Below are 20379 nucleotides of genomic sequence, written 5' to 3'. Positions count from 1 at the left end.
GGCGGTGGCGTACTATTCCGGCTTTCGCGCCCGGCTTGGCTGTACCCGCATGGGTTCACCGGGCATTTTGGGAAACTCCGGCGGGAAAGGCATCTCGCCCTGGCCGTTCTCGACGTCGCGTTCCCACCATGTGAGCAGGACGTCTATGTCACCTGGATGATCGTGCATGGCCGCCCAAGGATCCCCCACCTCTTTCAACCGGTCGGGAACGGTGGTGATGGTGTACTTACCGGGGTCCGCATTCTCCAGTTCCTCCCAGGTCAAAGGGCAGGATACCTGCGCTGTCGGTACAGCCCGCGGGCTGTAGGCGCCAGCGATGGTCCGGTCCCGGTTGGCTTGGTTGAAATCCACGAAGATCCGCTTTCCGCGTTCTTCCTTCCACCACGCCGTGGTGACCTTGTCGGGCATGCGGCGTTCAAGTTCGCGTCCGGCAGCGATCACGGCGTGGCGGACTTCGAGGAACTCGTGCTTGGGATGGATGGGGGCGTAAACATGCAGACCGCGGTTACCCGATGTCTTGATGAACGCCGTCAGCCCGGCCTCCTCCAGGACGGAGCGAAGCTCAATCGCAGCCGGGATGGCGTCGTCGAAATCCGTCCCGGGCTGGGGATCCAAATCGATCCGTAGCTGGTCCGGGTTATCGGGATCGTTGGCACGGGAAGCCCAGGGGTGGAATACCACTGTGTTCATCTGGGCTGCCCACACCGCTGCCGCAGGTTCGTCGATGACCAGTTGGGGGTGTGACCGCGCGCTCGGGTAGGTAACAGTGACGGCGCGAACGTACTCAGGGGCGCCCTTGGGAGGGTTCTTGGAGAAAAACATCTCTCCATCGATGTTTCCTGAGTACCGTTGAAGGCTCACGGGCCTGTTGCCGTTGGCGGCGACGAACGGCTCGCCGACATCGATCAGGTAGTTGGCGAGATCGAGCTTGGTAAGCCCCGCGTCCGGCCACATGACCCGGCCCGGACTGGAAATCCTGACCTCACGTGGGCCGTTGGGACCGGGCACGGTTACAGTGGTTGCTTCACTCGCCATGGGCACAAGCTACCCCGTAAAGGTGCGCCGCGTCAGCACCTTGTGCCTGATGCCCGAGGGCGTGTTTCGTGATGGGCTCTTCTCCTGCCGCTCCGGTAGGTAATGATATTCATATGCCCACCGTCGAGACATCCCTGACCGTCGCCGTCGCCGATACCCGTGTTTCCGCCCTCCATGTCCAGCCTGAGGACAGTTTTGCCACCTTGGTGGTGGCCCATGGCGCCGGGGCCGGGATGGAACACCCCTTCCTGCAGGGCTTCGCCTCGGCCATGGCGCAGGAGGGTGTGGCTACCCTCCGTTTCAACTTTCCCTACCGCGAAGCCGGGCGTCGCTTCCCGGACCGTCCGCCCCTTGCCATCGCAACGTGGCAGGCCGTGATGGAGGCAGCGGCAGAGTTGTCGGACGGCAATCCGTTATGGGCCGCAGGCAAATCGTTCGGGGGGCGCATGGCGTCCATGGCGGTGGCCGAAGGCATGCCCGCGCAGGGACTCGTCTACCTTGGGTACCCGCTGCATGCCCCCGGGAAGCCTGAGAAGCTCCGGGATGAACACCTCTACGGAATAACCGTGCCGATGCTGTTCCTGCAGGGCACCCGGGACACCTTCGCCACTCCGGAAATCCTGGAAGGCGTGGTGTCCAGGATCGGCCCGACGGCGAGGCTCCAGTGGTGCGAGGGCGGTGACCATTCATTTGCGGTCAAGGGCCTGAAACGGACCGCCGCTGAAACAGGTGCTTCGCTGGCACCCGAGGTAGCTGCGTTCTTGAAAACGGGTGCCTGAATCTACTTGGGCAGTGGCTCGTGGCGAAGGTACGATCTCCGGAAATGTCCTGTGCCGGCCGTGAGTGCGCGGAGTTCGATGGCGTAACGCAGCAGTTCCTGGTCCGGCACTTCCGCAAGGATCTCGGTACCCTCGTTGTCGGTGGCATTGGTGCCGTTCACCCGCCCTCGTCGCCCGGAGAGGTCGCTCATGACAGCTCCGACGTATTCGTCGGGCACGCTGATCACCACGGAGGAGACAGGTTCAAGGAGTTGGATTTTCGCGGCGGCGGCAGCCTCCCGCAGCGCCAAGGCGCCTGCTGCCTGGAACGCGGCATCGGAGGAATCCACGCTGTGGGTCTTGCCACCCACCAGCGTTACCTTGATGTCCACCACCGGGAATCCTGCAGACACCCCCTTGAGCATTTGGGCCCGGACCCCCTTTTCCACGGACGTGACAAACGTTCCCGGAATGACCCCGCCAACGATCTTGTCCGTGAACGCAAACCCCTCGCCGCGTGCCAGCGGTTCCACCTCGATGTCGCAGATGGCGAACTGGCCATGGCCGCCTGATTGCTTGACGTGGCGGCCGTGTCCGGTTGCCTTGCTGGCGAACGTCTCCCGAAGGGGAGTAATGATATCCACGGTCTGCAGCTTCACGCCTTGGTTTCGCAAGCGGTCCATGATCACCTCGGCGTGCGCTTCTCCCATGCACCACAAGATGAGCTGATGGGTGTCCGGGTTGCGCTCAAGCCTGAGTGTTGGATCGGCGGCCGCTACCTTTCCAATGCTCTTCGCCAACGCGTCTTCGTCGCTTCGTGATGCGCCCTCCACGGCGATCGGCATCAAGGGTTCGGGCATGTTCCAGGTCTCGATCAGGAGCGGGGCTTCGCGGTCCGAGACGGTATCGCCTGTTTCGGCACTTGCCAGTTTGCTGATGGCACAGATGTCACCCGCGATGCACTCCGGGACGGCTTTGAGGCTGGATCCCACCGGGGAGTACAGGTGTGTGATGCGCTCATCCGCGTCGTGGTCCTCATGTCCCCTGTCCGCCAGTCCCCTGCCGCCGATGTGAATGGACGAATCCTCGCGCAGCGTTCCCGAGAAGACCCGAAGCAGGCACACCCGGCCGAGGAAAGGGTCCACGGTGGTCCGCACGACTTCGGCGGCGAGACGGCCCGCGGGATCGCAGTGCAACGTCGTCAGTGATGAACCGTTGAGCGTCATGGCTGCAGGTGGCGTCCGTTCAAGGGGCGATGGCATAGCGTCGGTGAGCAGGGCCATCAGTTCCGGCAACCCAAGGCCCGTTTCGGCCGAGGTGGGCATCACGGGAAAGAAACTGCCGCGTGACACGGCGGTTTCAAGGTCGTTGATGAGGTCGGTCAACGGCAGTTCTTCACCGCCCAGGTACCTGTCCATGAGGGTTTCGTCTTCGCTTTCGGCAATGATTCCTTCCAGCAGGGCATCCCTTACTGCTTCCACATCGACCGTGGGGGTCAACTCTTCCGCGGCGCCATGAAGGACACCGATGAGGCCGGCGTTACCCACTGCCGGAACGTACAGCGGGAGGACAGATTCTCCGAAGGCTTCCCGGCAGCGCTCGACGGCGGCGCTGAAGTCTGCGCGGGGATGGTCCAGTTTGCTGATCACTACTGCGCGGGGCAACCGGATCTTTTCGCATTCGCTCCACAGCGCGACGGTGGCGCCGTCGATTCCCTCCACGGCGGACACAACAAAAAGGGCCGCGTCGGCGGCCCGCAAACCAGCCCGCAACTCGCCTGTGAAGTCGGTGTAGCCGGGGGTGTCGATCAGATTGACCTTGATGTCGCCAATGAGGATCGGTGCGACGGACAGGGTTACCGACCGTTGTTGATGGATGGCTGAAGGATCAGCATCGCTGACAGTCGTGCCTTCGCTGATGGAGCCCATCCTGGTAATGGCTCCCGTTGCCGCGAGCAGCGCTTCGACCAGCATCGATTTGCCGGAGCCCGAATGCCCGACCAGCGCCACGTTGCGAATCCTGGCGGGGTCTCGGTGTGCAGAAACCACGCCGTTCCCACTGCGCCTGGTTTCATTCGCGGTGGGGCTTGTAGCTTTTCCCGCATCGCGCGTGCCCTTTGCAGACATGGCATCTCCTGAGGTTCTCCCGCCACGGAGCCCGAACGCTCATGGTTCGCATCCAGAGCTCCGAATCTTTAAGAGGATTGGACACCCTGAGGCGACCACAGGGCAAGTGCCTGCAGCCACTGAACCAAAGCCCGCGGCGTCGCACGTCCCCCGCTGTCCCTGATGCCGGGCTAAACGGTGAGCAGCCCCCACAGCAACCACGCTGACGCCGCCACGCAGCCGGCAATGACGACCGTGAACCCGGAGAGCCACACAAACCCGGGCACGCCAGTGGTCCGGCCCAGAATGAAAGCGTCTGACGAAGCGAGGCGTTCACGGCGTTTTGCGTGGACGCCGGCCAGCTTGAAGAGGTCACGCACCCCTCCTACGGTCAGGGCTACGCCCAGGGCCAACACGACGTAGTTGACGACGTCGGGAGTGGCGAAAAGGAGCAAAACCTGGGCAATCCCTGCACTGGCCAGAGCCACCAGTATCCCCGTGAGGTTGCGCAGGAAGACCAGGGAAACCAAGAGGATCAAGGCCCCGACCGACATGGCAGCGCCGGACCGCCCGGCACTGACCGCCGCAATCAGGCACAGTCCCACGACGGCCGGGGCAGGATAACCCCAGAAACCGGACCACGCCGCACCGAAGGCGCTCCGGCCACTGCTGACCAGGCGGCCGGAGTGATCGAGCCCGATCCGGAGTCCATGGACGAATCTTCCCGTCATGAGGGCTGCGTAGGCATGGCCCAGTTCGTGGACGAAGGTGACGTACAGGCCGAACCATCGCCACGTCGCGCGCGGGATGCTGAGGACCACAGCACAGGCCAGGATGCCAACGAGGACAGGCATGGGTACGGTAGTGGTGTGGGTCTGGGTGAAACCACGGACCACCGCCTCCCACCACGTTTGCGGAAAGTTCACTGAACCGCGGTCCGCAGCCGGGAATGCAAGCCCGCGATGAGGATTTCCAAACCGAATTCGAAGGCCGCTTCGCCCCGCTCATCGGCAGGTGCTGCGTTGGCCAAGGCGCCGCTGAGGGCCGGGAAGCCCTGCTGTGGAGGTGCCCAGACAACGTCCGGGGCTGCCAGATCCAAGGCAAAACCCAGGGCGAAGCTGTCGATGGTGGAGATCGCGGACAACACGTCGCGGCCGCGGAAACCGGCGGCTTCCAGGGCCAGTGCCAGATCCTCGTAGAGGCCAAGGACCTGGTGGTCCTGCACCGTCTGCAGTACCAGCAGCGGAGCGAGCCTGGGGTGCCGGGCAAAGGCATCCCGGTAGCTGCGGACAATCGCGCGAAGGGCGGCCTCCCAATCCTGCCGGGCGTCGAGTTCGTAAGTGCTTTCGGAGATGATGCGGCCCCGCATGAGTTCAAGGATCTCATCGCGTCCACTGACGTGGTTGTAGATGGAGGACTGGCTGACGCCGATCCGTTTGGCCAGTTTGGGCAGGCTGAAGTCCCCGGCCTCGTCCACCAACTCCAGGGCGGCGGTGACGAGTGCGTCGATGGATATCAGCGGGACCAGCGGGCGTGCCATACGGGGTACTCCATTCAAGGTTGTTGTTACGACTCTAGCCAGAAGTTGCCCGATGGGTATTGTGCTGCGGATCACAAGACCATACGATAAACGAAAGGCTTTCGCTTAAGTCTCCCTCCCCCAGTTTTCCCCTTCACCCCATAGGATCCCCATGTCTGATCTGGAAACCCGACCGCCAGCAGCCGATGCTGGAAACGGGCTCAAACGGAACGCCATCGGCACCGGCGGCATCGCCTTCCTGGTGATCTCCGCAGCGGCCCCACTTACCGTCATGGCCGGCGTGGCCCCCGTAGCCATTGGAATCGGGGGCATCGGCGCCCCCATGGGCTACGTCGTCGCCGGCGCGGTGCTGTTGGTATTCGCCGTCGCTTTCATGGCAATGACCAAGCACGTCAAAGCCGCCGGCGGCTTCTACACCTACATCACCTTGGCCATGGGCAAGACGGTGGGACTTGCCTCGGCAATCCTCGCGATCGTGTGCTACAACTGTCTGCAAATCGGGGTCTACGGGCTGTTCGCGGTCCAGACCCAAGCCATGCTTCAAACGCTTTTCGGCCTGGAAGTCCCTTGGCCGCTGGTAGCCCTGGCCGCGATAGCGGCTGTTTGGTTCCTCGGCTACCGCGGAATTGACGTCGGCGCCAAGGTGCTGGGCGTCTTGCTCATCGCTGAGACCGCGATCCTCGCCATCATGGGTGTTGGCATCCTGGCCCGCGGAGGTGCCGAAGGTATCAGTTTCGCTTCCTTCTCCCCCGAAAACGCCTTCACTCCCGGAGTCCTGGCCATTCTCGCTATCTGCTTCGCGGCGTTCATGGGCTTCGAATCAACGGTCCTGTACCGGCGTGAAGCACGTAATCCGGACAAGTCCGTCCCCAGGGCGACCTACATCGCCGTGGGATTCATGTCCGTGTTCTACGCCTTCATTGTGTGGACGGTCATCCAAGCATTCGGCAACGGGAACGTCGTGGCTGCTGCCGGTGAACTCGCCGACGGGATGTTCTTCGCCACCATTAACCAGTACGTAGGCCCCTGGGCCGAGGTCGTCATGTATGTGCTGATCGTGACAAGCGTTTATGCCTCCCAGCTGGCCTTCCACAACGCCATCAACCGCTATGTCTACATGCTGGCCAAGGACGGGATCCTGCCCGCCTTCCTGGGCAGGACACACCCGAAATACAAGTCACCGCACCGTGCGGGACAGATCCAGACGGTGCTGGCCGCCGTCGTCATCCTGATCTGTGCCGTGGCCAATGCCGACCCCTACAAGCACCTGCTCATTTGGGTCAACACACCAGGCATCGTGGGGATCGTGGCGTTGCAGGGGCTTGTTTCGGTGGCCGCGTTCATCTACCTGCGCCGGAACCCCGCCGCAGTGACCAACCGAGTGCTCATTCCAGTGAGCATTGCATCGGCCTTCCTGCTCTTCGGGGTCGTGGCGCTCATCGCCGTCAACATCGAACTGCTGACCTTTGCCGATGCCGTCACCAACGCCATTCTCCTGTCTGTCACACCCATCGTTTTCCTCGCAGGCCTGCTGATCGCCCGCCGCCTGCGCACTGCCCGCCCCGATGTCTTCGCCCGGATTGGAAGCTTTGAAACCCATGATTCCTGACCTCATCGTCCTCGCCGATACCATCCACACCCTGGACGAGCACCCACAGCGTGGGCCCGTCCAAGCAGTCGCGGTCAGCGACGGCACCGTGACCGCCGTCGGAAGCCGCGCTGACGCCCACGACTGGCGACAGGCGGGCACAAACGTGGTGGACTTCGGCAGCGCAACACTCACGCCGGGCCTGGTTGACTGCCACATCCATCCGGTATTCGGCCTGGACCTCACCGTCGGTGTGGACCTTTCCGGTGCGTCGACGCTTGATGAGGTCCGGGCGCTCCTCCGCGCCCAGGCAGCACACGACGACGAGTGGTTGCGTGGCTGGGGCCTGAATCCGAACGCGTTCGGCACGGCGCCCTTGCACCGCAGCATGCTGGACGATGTCAGCGGCGGCAAACCGGCACTGATCCGGTTGTTCGACGGGCACTCGGCCGTGGCCAACAGCCGCGCCCTGGAGGTGGCCGGCGTCCGTGGCAGGTACGCCTTCGAGCAAGCCTCGGAAGTGGTCTGCGACGCCGAAGGAGTTCCTACCGGCCTCTTGCTAGAAGCCGCCGCTATGGAGCTCGTGCAGCGGCACATCCCCCAGGAGGCCTTTGCCCGGCGCAAGACGAGGCTGGCCGCATTGCTCCGGGATTTTGCGAGGTCGGGACTCACCGGCGGCCACATCATGGACCACAGTGCAGAATCCGCAGCGCTCTTCCACGCACTCGAGGCCGACGGTGAGCTGCCGCTCCGGCTGCGCTCTGCGCCGTGGTGCATGCCTGGCACCGGAGAGGACGACTGGAAGGAACTCGCCCGTGCCTTGGGCAACGGTGGGCGCCGCTGGTCCGTTGAAGCCATCAAGCTGTTCGTAGATGGAACGGTGGACAACGGAACGGCCTGGCTCTACGAACCCGATCTGTACGGCGAATCCACGGCGCCCTTCTGGCCGCGGCCCGAAGAATACTCAGCCGCCGTCCGCTACTTCGCGACCCGCGGAATCCCGACGGCGACCCACGCGATCGGTGACGCCGGAGTGCAACACGTGCTGGAGGCGATGGAGTCCCTCCGCGATGTTGTGCCGTCGGATGTCCTCCGCCGGACCGTGCACAGGATCGAGCATCTTGAAACCGTTCCGGACGAACTCGTGGCGCGCTTCAAGGATGCGGGGGTGGTGGCGAGCATGCAACCGACCCATTGCACTCACTACTCCCTGGCCGACCATAGCGACAACTGGTCCACCAGGCTCGGTCCCGAAAGGGCCGACAGGGCGTGGCGCTGCCGGGATCTTCGTGAAGCCGGTGTGGCCCTGGGGATTGGCTCCGATTGGCCCATCGCTCCTTTCCCGCCATTGCCCATCATGGCGGACGCACGCCTGCGGCGCCGTTCGGGCCACCCGGAGCAGGACCCCATCGCTCCCGCCCAGGCACTTACGGCGCTTCAAGCGCTTGAGGGCTACACCTCACACGCAGCAAAAGCCGCAGGGCTATGGGATGTTTCGGGGTCCATTTCCAAGGGCAAGCGGGCGGACTTCACTGTCCTTGAACTGGACCCTCTTAGCGCAGCGCCGGACGAGCTGGCCGCAAGCCGCGTCCTGGGAACGTTCGTGGACGGGGAAATCCAGTTCATGCTGGACCGTTCGGCCTAGCAGGCCGCCTACATCCGGTTCTTGGTCCTGGCGGTAGCCGGTGCGGTCCACGGGTCTTCGGGCCAGGGATGCTTGGGATAACGTCCCCGCATCTCTGCCCGGACCTGTGCGTAGGGGCCGGACCAGAAAGACGAGAGATCATCCGTGACGGCCAGGGGACGCCCTGCCGGGGACAGCAAGTGAAAGAGCACAGGCACCCTGCCGTCCACCAGCCGGGGCGTGCTGTCCCAGCCGAAGCACTCCTGCAACTTGACCGCCACAACGGGACGACCGCCGTCGTCATCCACGTCCGGATAGTCAAGGCGCACCAGAGAACCGCTGGGCACCGCAAGGCGCTCGGGAACAAGAACGTCCAAACGGCCGGCATCCGGCCATGGAAGGAGGCGGCGCAGCGGATCGGCAAGATTCACGGCACTGGCAGCAGTGCCAGTGGCCATCGCCTCCAACTCGGGGGCCAACCATTCTTCCAACCTGGCCAACAGGCCTGATTCCGTGACATCGGGCCAAGGATCACCGAGCTCACGGTGGAGCAGGGCCAAACGCCGCCGGAACGCATCGGCGTTGCTGGACCAATGCAGCATGGATAATCCGTTCTTGCCCAGGGACTCTGCTACTGCCCTTCGTCCGGACGCGACGCTGGGACGTACCGGCGTTGAGGACAGAACAATCGCCCCAAGCCTCCGTTCCAGGCGGGCGGTCACGCGACCTTGGTCAAAGGTGGCGTATTCCTTCCCGGTCAAGAGGTGGGGGGCCGCGGCCTCGGCCAGTTCCGCCGAAAGCGGCGCGGCCGAGCGAATAACCGCACCTGTTCCGGCAGCGTCGCGGCCCTGCGCGCGTGAGACCTCAGCAACCGCCAGCCAATCGTGCCCTGACAACGGACTCCCGGCCGGCAGTCCCGCCCGCGTACCCGAGGTCAGCAGGTAGCTGTCCGGGCCATTCCCCGTAACGCGTTTGGCCATACGGTCCGGGAACGCCAGCGCCACAACGAAGCCGGGCGCCTCGGCCGCCGTGATGTGGCGGGCATTTGGTAAGGGCACGACGGCGGCCGCCTCCTGCCGCGCGATGCTCTCCATCCGCTTCACGTCTTCGGCGAAACGCCGCGCTGCGGGATCTGATCCGGAACGCAGGTAGCCCAGTAACTTGGTCAAGTCCGCCCCGGGAGCACGCTGATCGCCGGCCACCATGGCCACCGTCTCGGCCGCGACGCGTCGGCCCACAACTGCTGATCCGTCCAGCAGGGCCCGGGCCAGACGCGGATCGGCGGGTACGCGCGAAAGAGTTTTGCCCAGGGCGGTGGCTGTTCCGTCTTCCGTCACGGCGCCCAGTTCCCTGAGCACTTCCATAGCGTCGTCCATGGCGGCAGAGGGCGGGGTATCCGGCAACGCCAGCCCCTTGCCGCGGGGCGCCCCCCAGCACGAGAGCACCAACGCCGCTCCAGTCAGGTCAGAGGCCAGGATCTCCGGGGTTTGATGGGCAGGGGCGGAAGCAAAGTCCCGTTGGTCGTAGCAGCGGACCACGGTACCCGGGCCCTGCCGCGCCGCGCGCCCCGCACGCTGATCCGCCGATGCACGTGAGCAGGAGACGGTAACGAGACCGGACATGCCGCGGCCGGCATCCCTGCGCGGTTCACGGGACAGCCCTGAGTCGACGACCAACCGGACTCCCGGAACGGTGAGTGACGACTCAGCCAGAGACGTGGACACGATGATCCGTGCTGCGCCTCCCGGCTCCCGCCCGGATACTGCGCGGTCTTGGGCGTCAGGACCTACTTGGCCGTGCAACTCAAGAACTTCAACGTTCCCCGACACCTCCGCCCGCAGGCGGGAAGCGACGTCGGATACCTCACGGACGCCCGGGAGGAACACCAAGGCATCCACGTCGGGGTTCCCGGCCACGGCGGCTGCGTGGGCCTCCGCCGTGGTGCGGGCAACGTGATCGAGGAAGGCACGGACCACTCCCCGTTCGTCCAAACGGTGTTCCCGGAACGGACGCCACTGAAAGTCCAAAGGGTACATTGCGGAAGGGCAGTCGATAACGGGAGCCGGCCCGCCGCCGTCGTCCCCGGTTCCCAACAACGCGGCGAACCGCCGGGCATCAAGGGTTGCCGACATGGCGACCAGTGTGAGGTCCTCGCGGAGTTCGCGGACCTCGGCGAGCATCCCCACCAGAAGATCAGACTCAAGGCCCCGCTCATGGACCTCGTCCAGGACCACCGCCTGGACGCCCTCCAAACCGGGGTCGTTGAGGAGTCGCCGGACGAGTATCCCGGGAGTAACGAACTCCACCATCGTGTCCGGACCCGTCCTGGACTCGCCACGGACGGTGTAGCCCACCTTTCTGCCCAACCGGGTTCCGTCCAAGGAAGCGAGCCGCCGTGCGGCGGAACGTGCTGCGACCCTCCGGGGTTGGGTCACGACGACGCGTGGCTGCCCGGAATGCCACTGACCAATGAGGTTCGCCAGCAGCGGCGGCACCAGCGTGGTCTTTCCCGTACCTGGCGGTGCCTGCACGACCGCCGTGCCGCCGTCGCCCTGCTGCGACAGGGCCGCTGCAAGGTCCTGGATGAAGTCGGCGAAGACCAGTCCCCTGCCAATGGTGTCCAGTCTGAAAGTCACCAAACCATTGTCGCTGTTTTTTGGCAGCGTCCCGGCAGCCGAAAGGCCGCGCCCCTTTGGAGAGCGCGGCCTTTCGAGACGTTAGGTCTAGCCGATGGTGGAGGCGTCGATGACGAAGCGGTAGCGGACGTCCGAGGCGAGAACTCGTTCGTAAGCGTCATTGATCTTGCTGGCAGGAATGACCTCGATCTCCGCACCAAGGCCGTGCTCGGCACAGAAGTTCAACATCTCCTGCGTTTCGCGGATGCCACCGATCATGGAGCCGGCGAAACGACGGCGACCGCCGATCAAGGCAAAGGCGTTCACCGGGAGCGGTTCAGCGGGCGCGCCGACGTTGACGAGCGTCCCGTCGAGCGTCAACAACTGGAGGTAGGCGCTGATGTCGATTGAAGCGCTGACCGTGTTTATGATCAGGTCGAACGTACCGGCAAGCTGTTCGAAGGTGGCGGGGTCACTGGTCGCGTAATAGTGGTCCGCGCCCAACTGCAGGCCATCTTCCATCTTCTTCAGGGACTGCGACAGCACCGTCACCTCGGCGCCCATGGCGTGGGCAATCTTGACGCCCATGTGTCCGAGACCGCCCAGCCCGACAATCGCTACCTTCTTGCCCGGACCCGCGCCCCAGTGATGCAGCGGGGAAAAGGTGGTGATACCGGCGCAAAGCAACGGAGCAGCAACATCGAGGTCCAGCCCTTCCGGAATGGTCACCACGAAGTCTTCATTCACCACGACGTTGCTGGAGTAGCCACCCTGGGTGATGGTGCCGTCGCGGTCCACCGCGCCGTAGGTGCCCACGTTGCCCTTCAGGCAATACTGTTCCTCGCCGGCCAGGCAGTTCTTGCATTCCTTGCAGGAGTTGACCATGCAGCCGACACCGACGCGGTCGCCGACCTTGTGCTTGGTCACCTCGGCGCCAACCTCGGTAACGATGCCGGCTATTTCGTGGCCCGGCACCAAGGGGTACTGCTGGGGACCCCAGTCACCGCGAACGGTGTGGATGTCCGAGTGGCAGATACCCGCGAACTTGATATCAATATGGACGTCGTTCGGGCCAACTTCGCGGCGTTCAATGGTGGTCAGGGTCAGGTCGCCCGTGGCCGAGGGTGAGGCAAATGCGGAAGCGGTAGGCATGTTTCTCCAACGTGTCTGTCTTTAGTGGATGTTTCCATCTAACACGCTTTGGCTGAGTGTAAGCAGTCACTGCTGTTACGGGTACTGGCAGAAACCCTCTCGGCATGATGAGGACGTTGGCGTTGGAGGCTCTGTCAGCAGGAGCTGCATGGGTGGATTTTCGGCTTCCAAGACCGGCGTAGTCACGGACTTTTCCACATAGCCCTTGAGGGGGCTGAATGCCGGAGTCGGGCCATGACAGGCTCTTTGCATGGACACAAACGGGCAGGTTCTCAGTCGGCCGGGCGAACCGTCCGACGTGTCCTTCCGTTCAGGGAATCCGCAATCCGAGCAATCAGGCTCCAGCGATTTGTCCCCGCGCGATCACAACAATAAGCGGCTTCCTGTCAGCTGCGGAACCACGTCCGGCTCTGGAGGTGGTCCGTCAGAACACGCACAGTTGCTTGACGATGCTTCCGAGGCGTTGGTCGAGCTGTGTGGTTCGGTCGCTGCCGATGCCCGGTTGTTTGGCTTGGGGGAGGCTGCTGATTTTGCGGGCCGGGCAGAGGATCTGTCTCGGCAGCTGGAGTACGTGCAGGTCGTTGCGGCGCAGGCTGTGGAGCGGACCCGGACGGAGGCGCAGCGTGCGGTGCCGGCACAGCAGTCCGGACAGTCCCCGGCGTCCGGCGCCCAGGAATGGCGGACGGGGTGGACCGAGCCAGCCGGTGGCTCAGGGGACGGTGGTGCTGGTGCTGGTGCTGGTGGTGGTGGCAGTGTTTTGGATGATGGGTACCGGAACGCGGCGGAGTTCCTCCGGGCCCGGTTGCGGATCGGGATCGGCGAAGCACGGCGCCGGCTCGCCCTCGCCACCGACGTCCTGCCCGGGGCCGGAATAACCGGCCAGGAAATCCCGGCCCGTCGTCAAAGACTCGCCGACGCCCTCCACACCGGACAGGTCCCGTCCCGGTCCGCGACGATCATCAGCACCGCCCTGGACAAAGCCCAACACTTCACCGACCCGGACACCCTCACCGGCATGAAACACGCCCTCACCACCACCGCCACACAATCCGACCCCGACTTCGTCACCAAAATGGCCAACCGCTGGATCGACCACATCGACCACAACGGCCCCGAACCCACCGAAGAAGCCCTCCACCACGTCCAAGGCGCGTTCCTACGACGCCGACGCCGCCACGGACTCCACCACCTGGAAATCTTCGCCACCACCGAACAATACGAAACCCTCACCACCGCCATGAACGCCGCCACCAACCCACGACTCACCAACACCACCGGCACCGGCACGGCAACCGCGTCGGCAACAGCTGCAGGTGTTCCGAACGGTGCGGGCCCCGGGCTGGACCGGCGCTCCCGCGCCCAGAAACTCCTCGACGGCCTCGTCGGAGCCTGCGCCGTGGCCATGACCACCGGGAAACTGCCCAGCAACGGCGGACTCCGACCCCAACTCACCGTCACCATCGACCACCACGACCTCTTCCAACAACTCACCCACACCACCACGAGCGCCACAAAAGAAACCAACACCCCGAAGCAGCCCAACGCGACACATCAGCCGGGCCCCCGGAACACTGTCAGTACCGGCACCGCGACCTTCACCGGCCCGATCCACCCCAACACCATCCGCAAAATAGCCTGCGACGCCGACATCCTGCCCGTCCTGCTCGGCACCGACTCCCAAATACTCGACATCGGCCGCACCACCCGGATCTTCCCACCCCACATCCGCAAAGCCATCACCGCCCGCGACCAAGGCTGCGCGTTCCCCGACTGCACCCTCCCCGCACCCTGGTGCGAAGCCCACCACATCACCTACTGGTCACAAGGCGGCACCACAGGAACAAACAACGCCACCCTGCTCTGCACCCACCACCACCACCTCATCCACAAAGAACACTGGCGCATCACCATCCAAAACGGCGTCCCCTGGTTCATCCCCCCACCCCACATCGACCCCCACCAAACACCCCGACGCAACCACCACCACACACCACCCAAAACATGACACCGGGCGGGAAACCAGCATGCGGCCCATGACAAGACGTGACTATGCCGTGCATTAGACCTGGCTGGGACGTGCCTGCCTCTAGACCCGGCTGGAATTTCATTCTCCTGAGAATCCGGGACTGCGTCGGCCGGCAACACGGAATGATTCATCAAACCCGTGACTTCGGTCAGCTCTTACCGAGTTGCGCGATCTTTCGCTCCAGGGCAGTCCGTTCGGCTGCGTTCGTGCAGCGGTCGAGGGCCAGTTTCAGTGATTCTTCGGCGTCTGCGTAGCACCCAAGCCGTGCCAGCAACTCTCCCTTCACTGTTGGCAGAAGGTGAGATCCTTCCAACTCGCCCCTGGCTGCGAGCGAATCCACGAGCTTCAGGCCGGCAGCCGGCCCTGCGGCCATGGCCACGGCCACCGCGCGATTGAGTTCAACGACAGGCGACCCGGTGAGCCGCCCCAGCGCTTCATACAGGACGACAATGCGTTGCCAATCTGTCTCGTCCGCAGTGCGGGCGATGGCATGGCATTCGGCGATCGATGCCTGCAACCCGTACGTACCAAGACCCCGTCCAGTGCTCACCGCAGTCGCGAGTGCCGCCCTGCCGCGTCGTATCGCTGACTGGTCCCAGCGCCGTCGATCCTGGTCGGCAAGGAGTACCGGGTTCCCGGCCGCGTCGATCCTCGCCGGGAATCGGGCGGCCGTTAGTTCCATCAGCGCGAGTAGCCCGAATACTTCGGGTTCAGGCGCCAGTCGGACAAGCACCCGGGCCAGCCGCTGTGCTTCGCCAGCGAGTTCCGTCCGCATCCACGAGTCCCCCGCAGAAGCGAAGGACCCCTCAGTGAAGATGAGGTAGATGACGTGAAGCACGGATCCAAGCCGTTCGGGGATCTCGTCGCGCTCCGGCACGGCAAACGGTATATGGGCGGCCGCGAGGGTCTTCTTGGCGCGGGTGATGCGGGCCTGGACGGTAGGTAGCGGAACCAGGAACGCCTTGGCGATTTCATCGGACCCCATGCCACCAACTACCCTCAGTGTCAGGGCGATTCGCGCTTCCTTCGAGAGGACCGGGTGGCAGGAGATGAACATCAAGGCCAGGACGTCGTCATCTATCGCATCCGTGGTGAACAGCGCGTCCGCTCCTGCCGCCTCTTCAGTCAGCTCGCAGGCCAACAGCGCGTACTTTTCGTCCTGGGCGGAACGTCGGCGGAAGGTGTCAATGGCCCGGCGTCGTCCGGCAGTCAGCAGCCAGCCCGCAGGTTCCAACGGAATACCCTTGACGGACCACGACACGATCGCTTCTGCGAGGGCTTCCTGGGCAAGGTCCTCGGCCAGCGGGAAATCGCCCGTATAGCGGGCAAGGGCGCCGACGATGCGGGCAGATTCGCTCCGCCACACTGCCTCGACGGCGGCCCTTGCCTCGTTGCTGCTCACGCGCGATGCCGCTTCCAGGGAAAAACCGGCCGGAGTTTCAGAGTTGGCCTGTCTGCTCGCGCCATGCACGTTCCTTTTGAATCCATTCGTTGTCCTGGGGGAACTCGTCGATGCTGGTTACGCGGCGGATTTCGGTTTTGGTGCCTGCTGTCATGGGCGCCCTCTTGGCCCATTCGACGGCCTCCTGCTTCGAGGCGACATCAAGGATGTAGAAGCCACCGAAGAGCTCCTTTGTTTCACCGTAAGGACCATCAGTGACTACGGGCGTTTCGCCGGTGAAATCAACCACTACGGTCTCCTTCGGATCCTCCAGACCTTCGGCGGCCAGCAATACTCCCGCCCGGATCAGTTCGTCATTGAATTTACCCATGGCTTCGAGTATGTCGTTGAAGTCGATGTTCTCGAACTTGGCGTAGGAATCGTCGTCTGCCCGCATGATCAACATGTACTTTGCCATTTGGCTCAATCTCCTATGTTGTGGAAGGTCGCCCTTCGACCTTCTCACCCATAGGTCGAACGGTGCGAGGTCAAATCGACAAGGGTTCTAAAAAAACTTCCAGCGGCACGAAAAAGGATCCCCCGGACAACTCCAGGGGACCCTTTTAGTGCCACAAAAAGGGCTTGTCACGGCGTACTAGCGCCCGCCACCTCCGATAACGCCTGCCTCAACGGCCTTGGTTACGGCGTCGGCTTCGGCCTGCGTCAGCTTTCCGTCCGTCACGGCCTTGTCGAGCCGGGTTTTCAGTGCGGCAGCACGCTGGGCCTGCCCCTCAGAACGGATCTCTTCCAACGCCGTGGTGACCTTGGCTTCGTCAACGCCGAGCGCCGAAGCGAGGGACTTCGCCAACGCGGCATCGCGGGCCGAGGGATCCGGCTTAGTGCCCTCTGTTCCCTCGGCAGGCGGGGTGGTGGGCTTGTTCGCTTCGCGGAAGGCCTTCAGCGCGTCGGAGACTTTAGTCTCGTCCACACCCAGCTTGGTTGCCAGTTCGGACGCAATCTTGCCGCCGTCCCGTCCGTGTCCATGCCCGCCGGGCCTTCCCCCCTGGTCCGATGGAGTGGTCGCATCAGCGGAAGATGTAGCACTCGGCGTCGGCGTGGTCGCTGCTGTGGCGATGCTGGTCACACCCAATCCGGCACCCAACGCAAGCGCTCCGGCTGCGACCCCCAGGGTTATTCTCTTGGTTTTCGACATATGCCTCTCCTCAATCCCTTGCTACGGGTGTTGTCTGAGGGACGGTCCAATGTGCCGTCCTCTTAACACGATGACGGGCCAACCCCAGACCATCCTGTCCTGTACCTATGACGAAGCTGTGAATGAATATTCGGAAGGTCAAGGGCGGTAACGTCAGCGGACCCGGTCCAGCGCATCGAGGAGTCTTTTGACGGAGCCACCCAGGTTCCAGTCGTTGGCCAGCTGCTCCAGCTCAGAGCGGGCAGCGCCCGCTACAGGTGAAAGTTCCGCGCCCGCTTCCTCCAAGGACGGCAGCTGCAGGTCGCGGACAACATTGACGACGGCGGGCGCAACCTTGAGGTAGTCCGCGGCACCTGACAGTTTGGCTCGGACGGAAGCCGACAAACCGCCGTCGGGATCCTCTGCCGCCTCCAGCAGCCCCTGCAGGGTGCCGTGCTCGCCGAGCAAACCAGCTGCGGTTTTTTCGCCGATGCCGGCCACTCCGGGAAGCCCGTCGGAAGCGTCGCCGCGGAGGGTGGCAAAATCTGCGTACTGCTGCGGCAGAACCTTGTATTTGCCGACAACTACTACCTCGGTGACCAATTCCAGGTTCTTCATCCCGCGCGCTGTGTAGATTACCCGTACACCGCGCTGGTCATCGACGAGTTGGAAGAGGTCGCGATCGCCGGTCACGACGTCAGTGGGGAACGCTGCCTGGCTGGCGTAGGTACCCACCACGTCATCAGCCTCATGCTCATCGGCGCCCACCACGGCTATCCCGGCGAGCTCCAGTACTTTGCGGATCATGGGGATCTGCGCTTCGAGCGGATCCGGGACGACCTCGACGTCGGGGCCGTTCGGAACGATTTCCGCGACACGGTGGGACTTGTAGCTGGGAATCAGGTCAACACGCCATTGAGGACGCCAGTCGTTGTCCCAACAGGCCACCACGTGTGTGGCCTCGTAGTCCGTAACGAGGCGGGCGATCATGTCCATCAGGCCGCGCACGGCGTTGACCGGAGTCCCGTCCGAACGCCGGATGGAATCAGGCACACCGTAGAAGGCGCGGAAGTACAGGGAGGCTGTGTCCAGGAGCATCAGTCGAGGCATACCTGATCCTGACATGCCCCGGGCAAAAACCACAGGAACCCGTCTCCTTCCAGCGCTCTCCGTCGATGACTTGAAGAGCACTATGACCCGCATTACGATATAACGAGCGATAATAGAACGGCATGTTCTATTATCGAACACCAAGTCATTCCACCAGCCCACAAAGAAGTGAGGAAAGCCCGTGCAGTTCCACCACCACGGTTATGTATCAGGTGACCCGCGGGTCGAGCCGGCCGCCGGCGTCGGAATCAACCGGCCGTCAGCACTTCCGGATGAAGTCGATGTCCTCATCGTGGGCACCGGTCCCGCCGGGATGTTGACGGCGGCCCAGTTGGCCCAGTTCCCCGGAGTCACTACGCGCATCATCGAACGCCGCCCTGGCAGGCTCGCCATTGGCCAGGCCGACGGCATCCAGGCCCGGAGTGTTGAGACCTTCCAGGCCTTCGGGTTCGCAGAGCGGATCACAGCCGAGGCATACCGCATCACCGAGATGGCCTTTTGGAAGCCGGACCCGGCCGATCACTCTCGCATCGTCAGGGCAGCCAGGGCGGTGGATGATCCCGCCGGGATCAGCGAGTTCCCGCACTTGATCGTCAACCAGGCCCGTGTCCTGGACTATTTTGCGGAGTTCATGGCGAACTCCCCCACGCGCATGGTCCCTGACTTTGGCTACGAGTTCCGCAGCCTGAAGGTCACCGGCGACGGGGACTACCCGGTTGAGGTGACCCTCGGCCACACCGCCGGTGCCGATGAGGGCCAGGAGCGGGTTATCCGCGCCAAGTACGTAGTTGGTGCCGACGGCGCCCGCAGCAAGGTCCGCGAATCGATTGGCTGCCATCTGGCCGGTGATCAAGCGAACCATGCCTGGGGCGTCATGGACGTCTTGGCGGTCACCGATTTCCCGGACATCCGGACGAAATGCGCTATCCAGTCCGGCAACGGCGGCAGTATCCTGCTGATTCCCCGTGAGGGCGGGCACCTGTTCCGCATGTACGTGGACCTCGGCGAGGTCGCAGCGGATGACCACGGGGCGGTGCGGAAGACCACCATCGAACAGATCATCCAGAAGGCCAACGACATCCTCCACCCGTACACCTTGGATGTTCGCAACGTCGCGTGGCACAGCGTTTACGAGGTCGGCCACCGCCTGACAGACAGGTTCGACGACGTCCTGCCGGAGGAGCGCGGAACGCGTACCCCACGGGTGTTCATCACCGGCGACGCCTGTCACACCCACAGCGCCAAGGCCGGCCAGGGAATGAACGTCTCCATGCAGGACGGCTTCAACATAGGCTGGAAGCTCGGTCACGTCCTCGAAGGCCGCAGCCCCGAAAGCCTGCTGGACACGTATTCCGCGGAGCGCCAGGTGGTCGCGAAGAACCTAATCGACTTCGACAAGCAATGGTCCACCCTCATGGCCAAGAAGCCCGAAGAGTTTGAAGACCCCACGGAGCTGGAGAACTTCTACACCAGCACCGCAGAGTTCCCCGCAGGTTTCATGACCCAATACGCGCCCTCCCTGGTCGTATCGGAGCCGCGGCACCAGGAACTCGCAACCGGCTTCCCGGTAGGCAAACGCTTCAAGTCCGCCCCTGTCCAGCGGGTCTGCGACACCAACCCCATGCAGCTGGGCCACCACGCAAAGGCGGACGGCCGCTGGCGGATCTACGTCTTTGCCGATGCCGCCCAAGCAGGCGCCGAGGGCCCGGTTGCCGACTTTGCCGAGTGGATCGCGAACGCGCCGGACTCGCCGCTGGCTGCGACGCCGTCGAACCTTGACCGGGACGCTTGGTTCGATGTCAAAGTGATCTACCAGCAGGACCACACCAACGTGGACATCAACGCCGTCCCCGCGGCATTCAAGCCGACCGTGGGACCGTTCAAGCTCACGTACCTTGAGAAGGTCTTCGGCGCAGATCCGGCCAACGACATCTTTGAGCTGCGTGGCCTCAGCCGTGACGGCGTCGTGGTCGTCGTCCGCCCGGACCAGTATGTTGCCAACGTCCTGCCGTTATCGGCGACGGCGGAACTTGCGGCGTTCTTCGCTCCGCTCCTTTCTGCGCGGCGCCCCGGGATTACGAAGGCGGATGCAGGGCTGGTGAGCAACCCGGCCTAGGGTGACGATAAGTGCCAGGGACCCCCACAGGGTCCCTGGCACTTGTCGTTTAACGCCCGCCCATGCCCTCGGGTGGAACTTTTACATGCCTGTAACGCAAACCACTAGCTGCAAACGAAATTGCAGAGTATGTTAAT

General features: G+C 63.7%; 15 protein-coding genes. 5 read left to right on the top strand and 10 right to left on the bottom strand.

The features are described from left to right. Positions 1 to 12: 12 nt before the first annotated feature. On the bottom strand, positions 13 to 1035 hold the full coding sequence (gene ligD, locus PYR64_RS08025) for a non-homologous end-joining DNA ligase (protein WP_275779314.1): 1023 nt from the start codon (positions 1033 to 1035) through the stop codon (positions 13 to 15). A gap of 113 nt (positions 1036 to 1148) precedes the next feature. Between ligD and PYR64_RS08020 the strand changes: the two genes are divergently transcribed. Continuing rightward, complete coding sequence (locus PYR64_RS08020) at positions 1149 to 1814, top strand: alpha/beta family hydrolase (RefSeq protein ID WP_275779312.1); 666 nt, start codon at positions 1149 to 1151, stop codon at positions 1812 to 1814. A gap of 2 nt (positions 1815 to 1816) precedes the next feature. Here the strand turns inward: PYR64_RS08020 and PYR64_RS08015 are convergent, their stop codons facing one another. From PYR64_RS08015 to PYR64_RS08005, 3 genes are all read right to left on the bottom strand, one after another. Continuing rightward, entirely contained in the window at positions 1817 to 3919 is a 2103-nt protein-coding gene (locus tag PYR64_RS08015) for an elongation factor G-like protein EF-G2 (RefSeq protein WP_275779310.1), read from the bottom strand. Positions 3920 to 4089: 170 nt separating this feature from the next. After that, positions 4090 to 4824, bottom strand: coding sequence for a M50 family metallopeptidase (locus PYR64_RS08010; RefSeq protein WP_275779308.1), 735 nt, complete (start codon positions 4822 to 4824; stop codon positions 4090 to 4092). Next, entirely contained in the window at positions 4821 to 5438 is a 618-nt protein-coding gene (locus tag PYR64_RS08005) for a TetR/AcrR family transcriptional regulator C-terminal domain-containing protein (protein WP_275779306.1), read from the bottom strand. Before PYR64_RS08005 ends, PYR64_RS08010 begins: the two co-directional genes overlap by 4 nt. A gap of 151 nt (positions 5439 to 5589) precedes the next feature. On the opposite strand from PYR64_RS08005, the gene PYR64_RS08000 reads away from it, so the two are divergent. Continuing rightward, positions 5590 to 7047, top strand: a complete 1458-nt coding sequence (locus PYR64_RS08000) for an APC family permease (RefSeq protein WP_275779304.1) — start codon at positions 5590 to 5592, stop codon at positions 7045 to 7047. After that, complete coding sequence (locus PYR64_RS07995; RefSeq protein ID WP_275779302.1) at positions 7037 to 8671, top strand: amidohydrolase family protein; 1635 nt, start codon at positions 7037 to 7039, stop codon at positions 8669 to 8671. The genes PYR64_RS08000 and PYR64_RS07995 overlap by 11 nt, the downstream gene beginning before the upstream one ends. Before the next feature lie 8 nt (positions 8672 to 8679). On the opposite strand, the gene hrpB is transcribed toward PYR64_RS07995, so the two are convergent. Together hrpB and PYR64_RS07985 are read right to left on the bottom strand one after the other, a co-directional pair. Next, positions 8680 to 11286, bottom strand: coding sequence for an ATP-dependent helicase HrpB (hrpB, locus tag PYR64_RS07990; protein ID WP_275779300.1), 2607 nt, complete (start codon positions 11284 to 11286; stop codon positions 8680 to 8682). An 87-nt stretch (positions 11287 to 11373) separates the two neighbouring features. After that, complete coding sequence (locus PYR64_RS07985) at positions 11374 to 12417, bottom strand: NAD(P)-dependent alcohol dehydrogenase (RefSeq protein ID WP_055975599.1); 1044 nt, start codon at positions 12415 to 12417, stop codon at positions 11374 to 11376. Between the two features lie 250 nt (positions 12418 to 12667). Here PYR64_RS07985 and PYR64_RS07980 point away from each other — a divergent pair, with 250 nt between their 5' ends. Then, the gene (locus PYR64_RS07980; RefSeq protein WP_275779297.1) at positions 12668 to 14422 is read left to right on the top strand and encodes an HNH endonuclease signature motif containing protein; all 1755 of its coding nucleotides are present in this window, start codon (positions 12668 to 12670) and stop codon (positions 14420 to 14422) included. 169 nt (positions 14423 to 14591) lie between these two features. Here the strand turns inward: PYR64_RS07980 and PYR64_RS07975 are convergent, their stop codons facing one another. From PYR64_RS07975 to PYR64_RS07960, 4 genes are all read right to left on the bottom strand, one after another. Continuing rightward, complete coding sequence (locus tag PYR64_RS07975) at positions 14592 to 15845, bottom strand: DUF6596 domain-containing protein (RefSeq protein ID WP_026267432.1); 1254 nt, start codon at positions 15843 to 15845, stop codon at positions 14592 to 14594. A gap of 37 nt (positions 15846 to 15882) precedes the next feature. Further along, complete coding sequence (locus tag PYR64_RS07970) at positions 15883 to 16302, bottom strand: YciI family protein (protein ID WP_018779633.1); 420 nt, start codon at positions 16300 to 16302, stop codon at positions 15883 to 15885. Between the two features lie 177 nt (positions 16303 to 16479). Continuing rightward, positions 16480 to 17037, bottom strand: a complete 558-nt coding sequence (locus PYR64_RS07965; RefSeq protein WP_018779634.1) for a Clp protease N-terminal domain-containing protein — start codon at positions 17035 to 17037, stop codon at positions 16480 to 16482. Positions 17038 to 17190: 153 nt separating this feature from the next. Continuing rightward, complete coding sequence (locus PYR64_RS07960; protein ID WP_227453641.1) at positions 17191 to 18126, bottom strand: 5'-3' exonuclease; 936 nt, start codon at positions 18124 to 18126, stop codon at positions 17191 to 17193. 181 nt (positions 18127 to 18307) lie between these two features. Between PYR64_RS07960 and PYR64_RS07955 the strand changes: the two genes are divergently transcribed. Then, positions 18308 to 20242: an FAD-binding monooxygenase gene (locus PYR64_RS07955; protein ID WP_018779636.1), complete on the top strand. Its 1935-nt coding sequence runs from the start codon at positions 18308 to 18310 to the stop codon at positions 20240 to 20242. The last annotated feature ends 137 nt before the right edge of the window (positions 20243 to 20379 follow it).

This window comes from Paenarthrobacter sp. Y-19 (assembly GCF_029223985.1).
GTDB lineage: Bacteria > Actinomycetota > Actinomycetes > Actinomycetales > Micrococcaceae > Arthrobacter > Arthrobacter nicotinovorans.
Note: the sequence above shows the minus strand (reverse complement) of the source record. Positions and strands in the feature narration are given on the sequence as shown.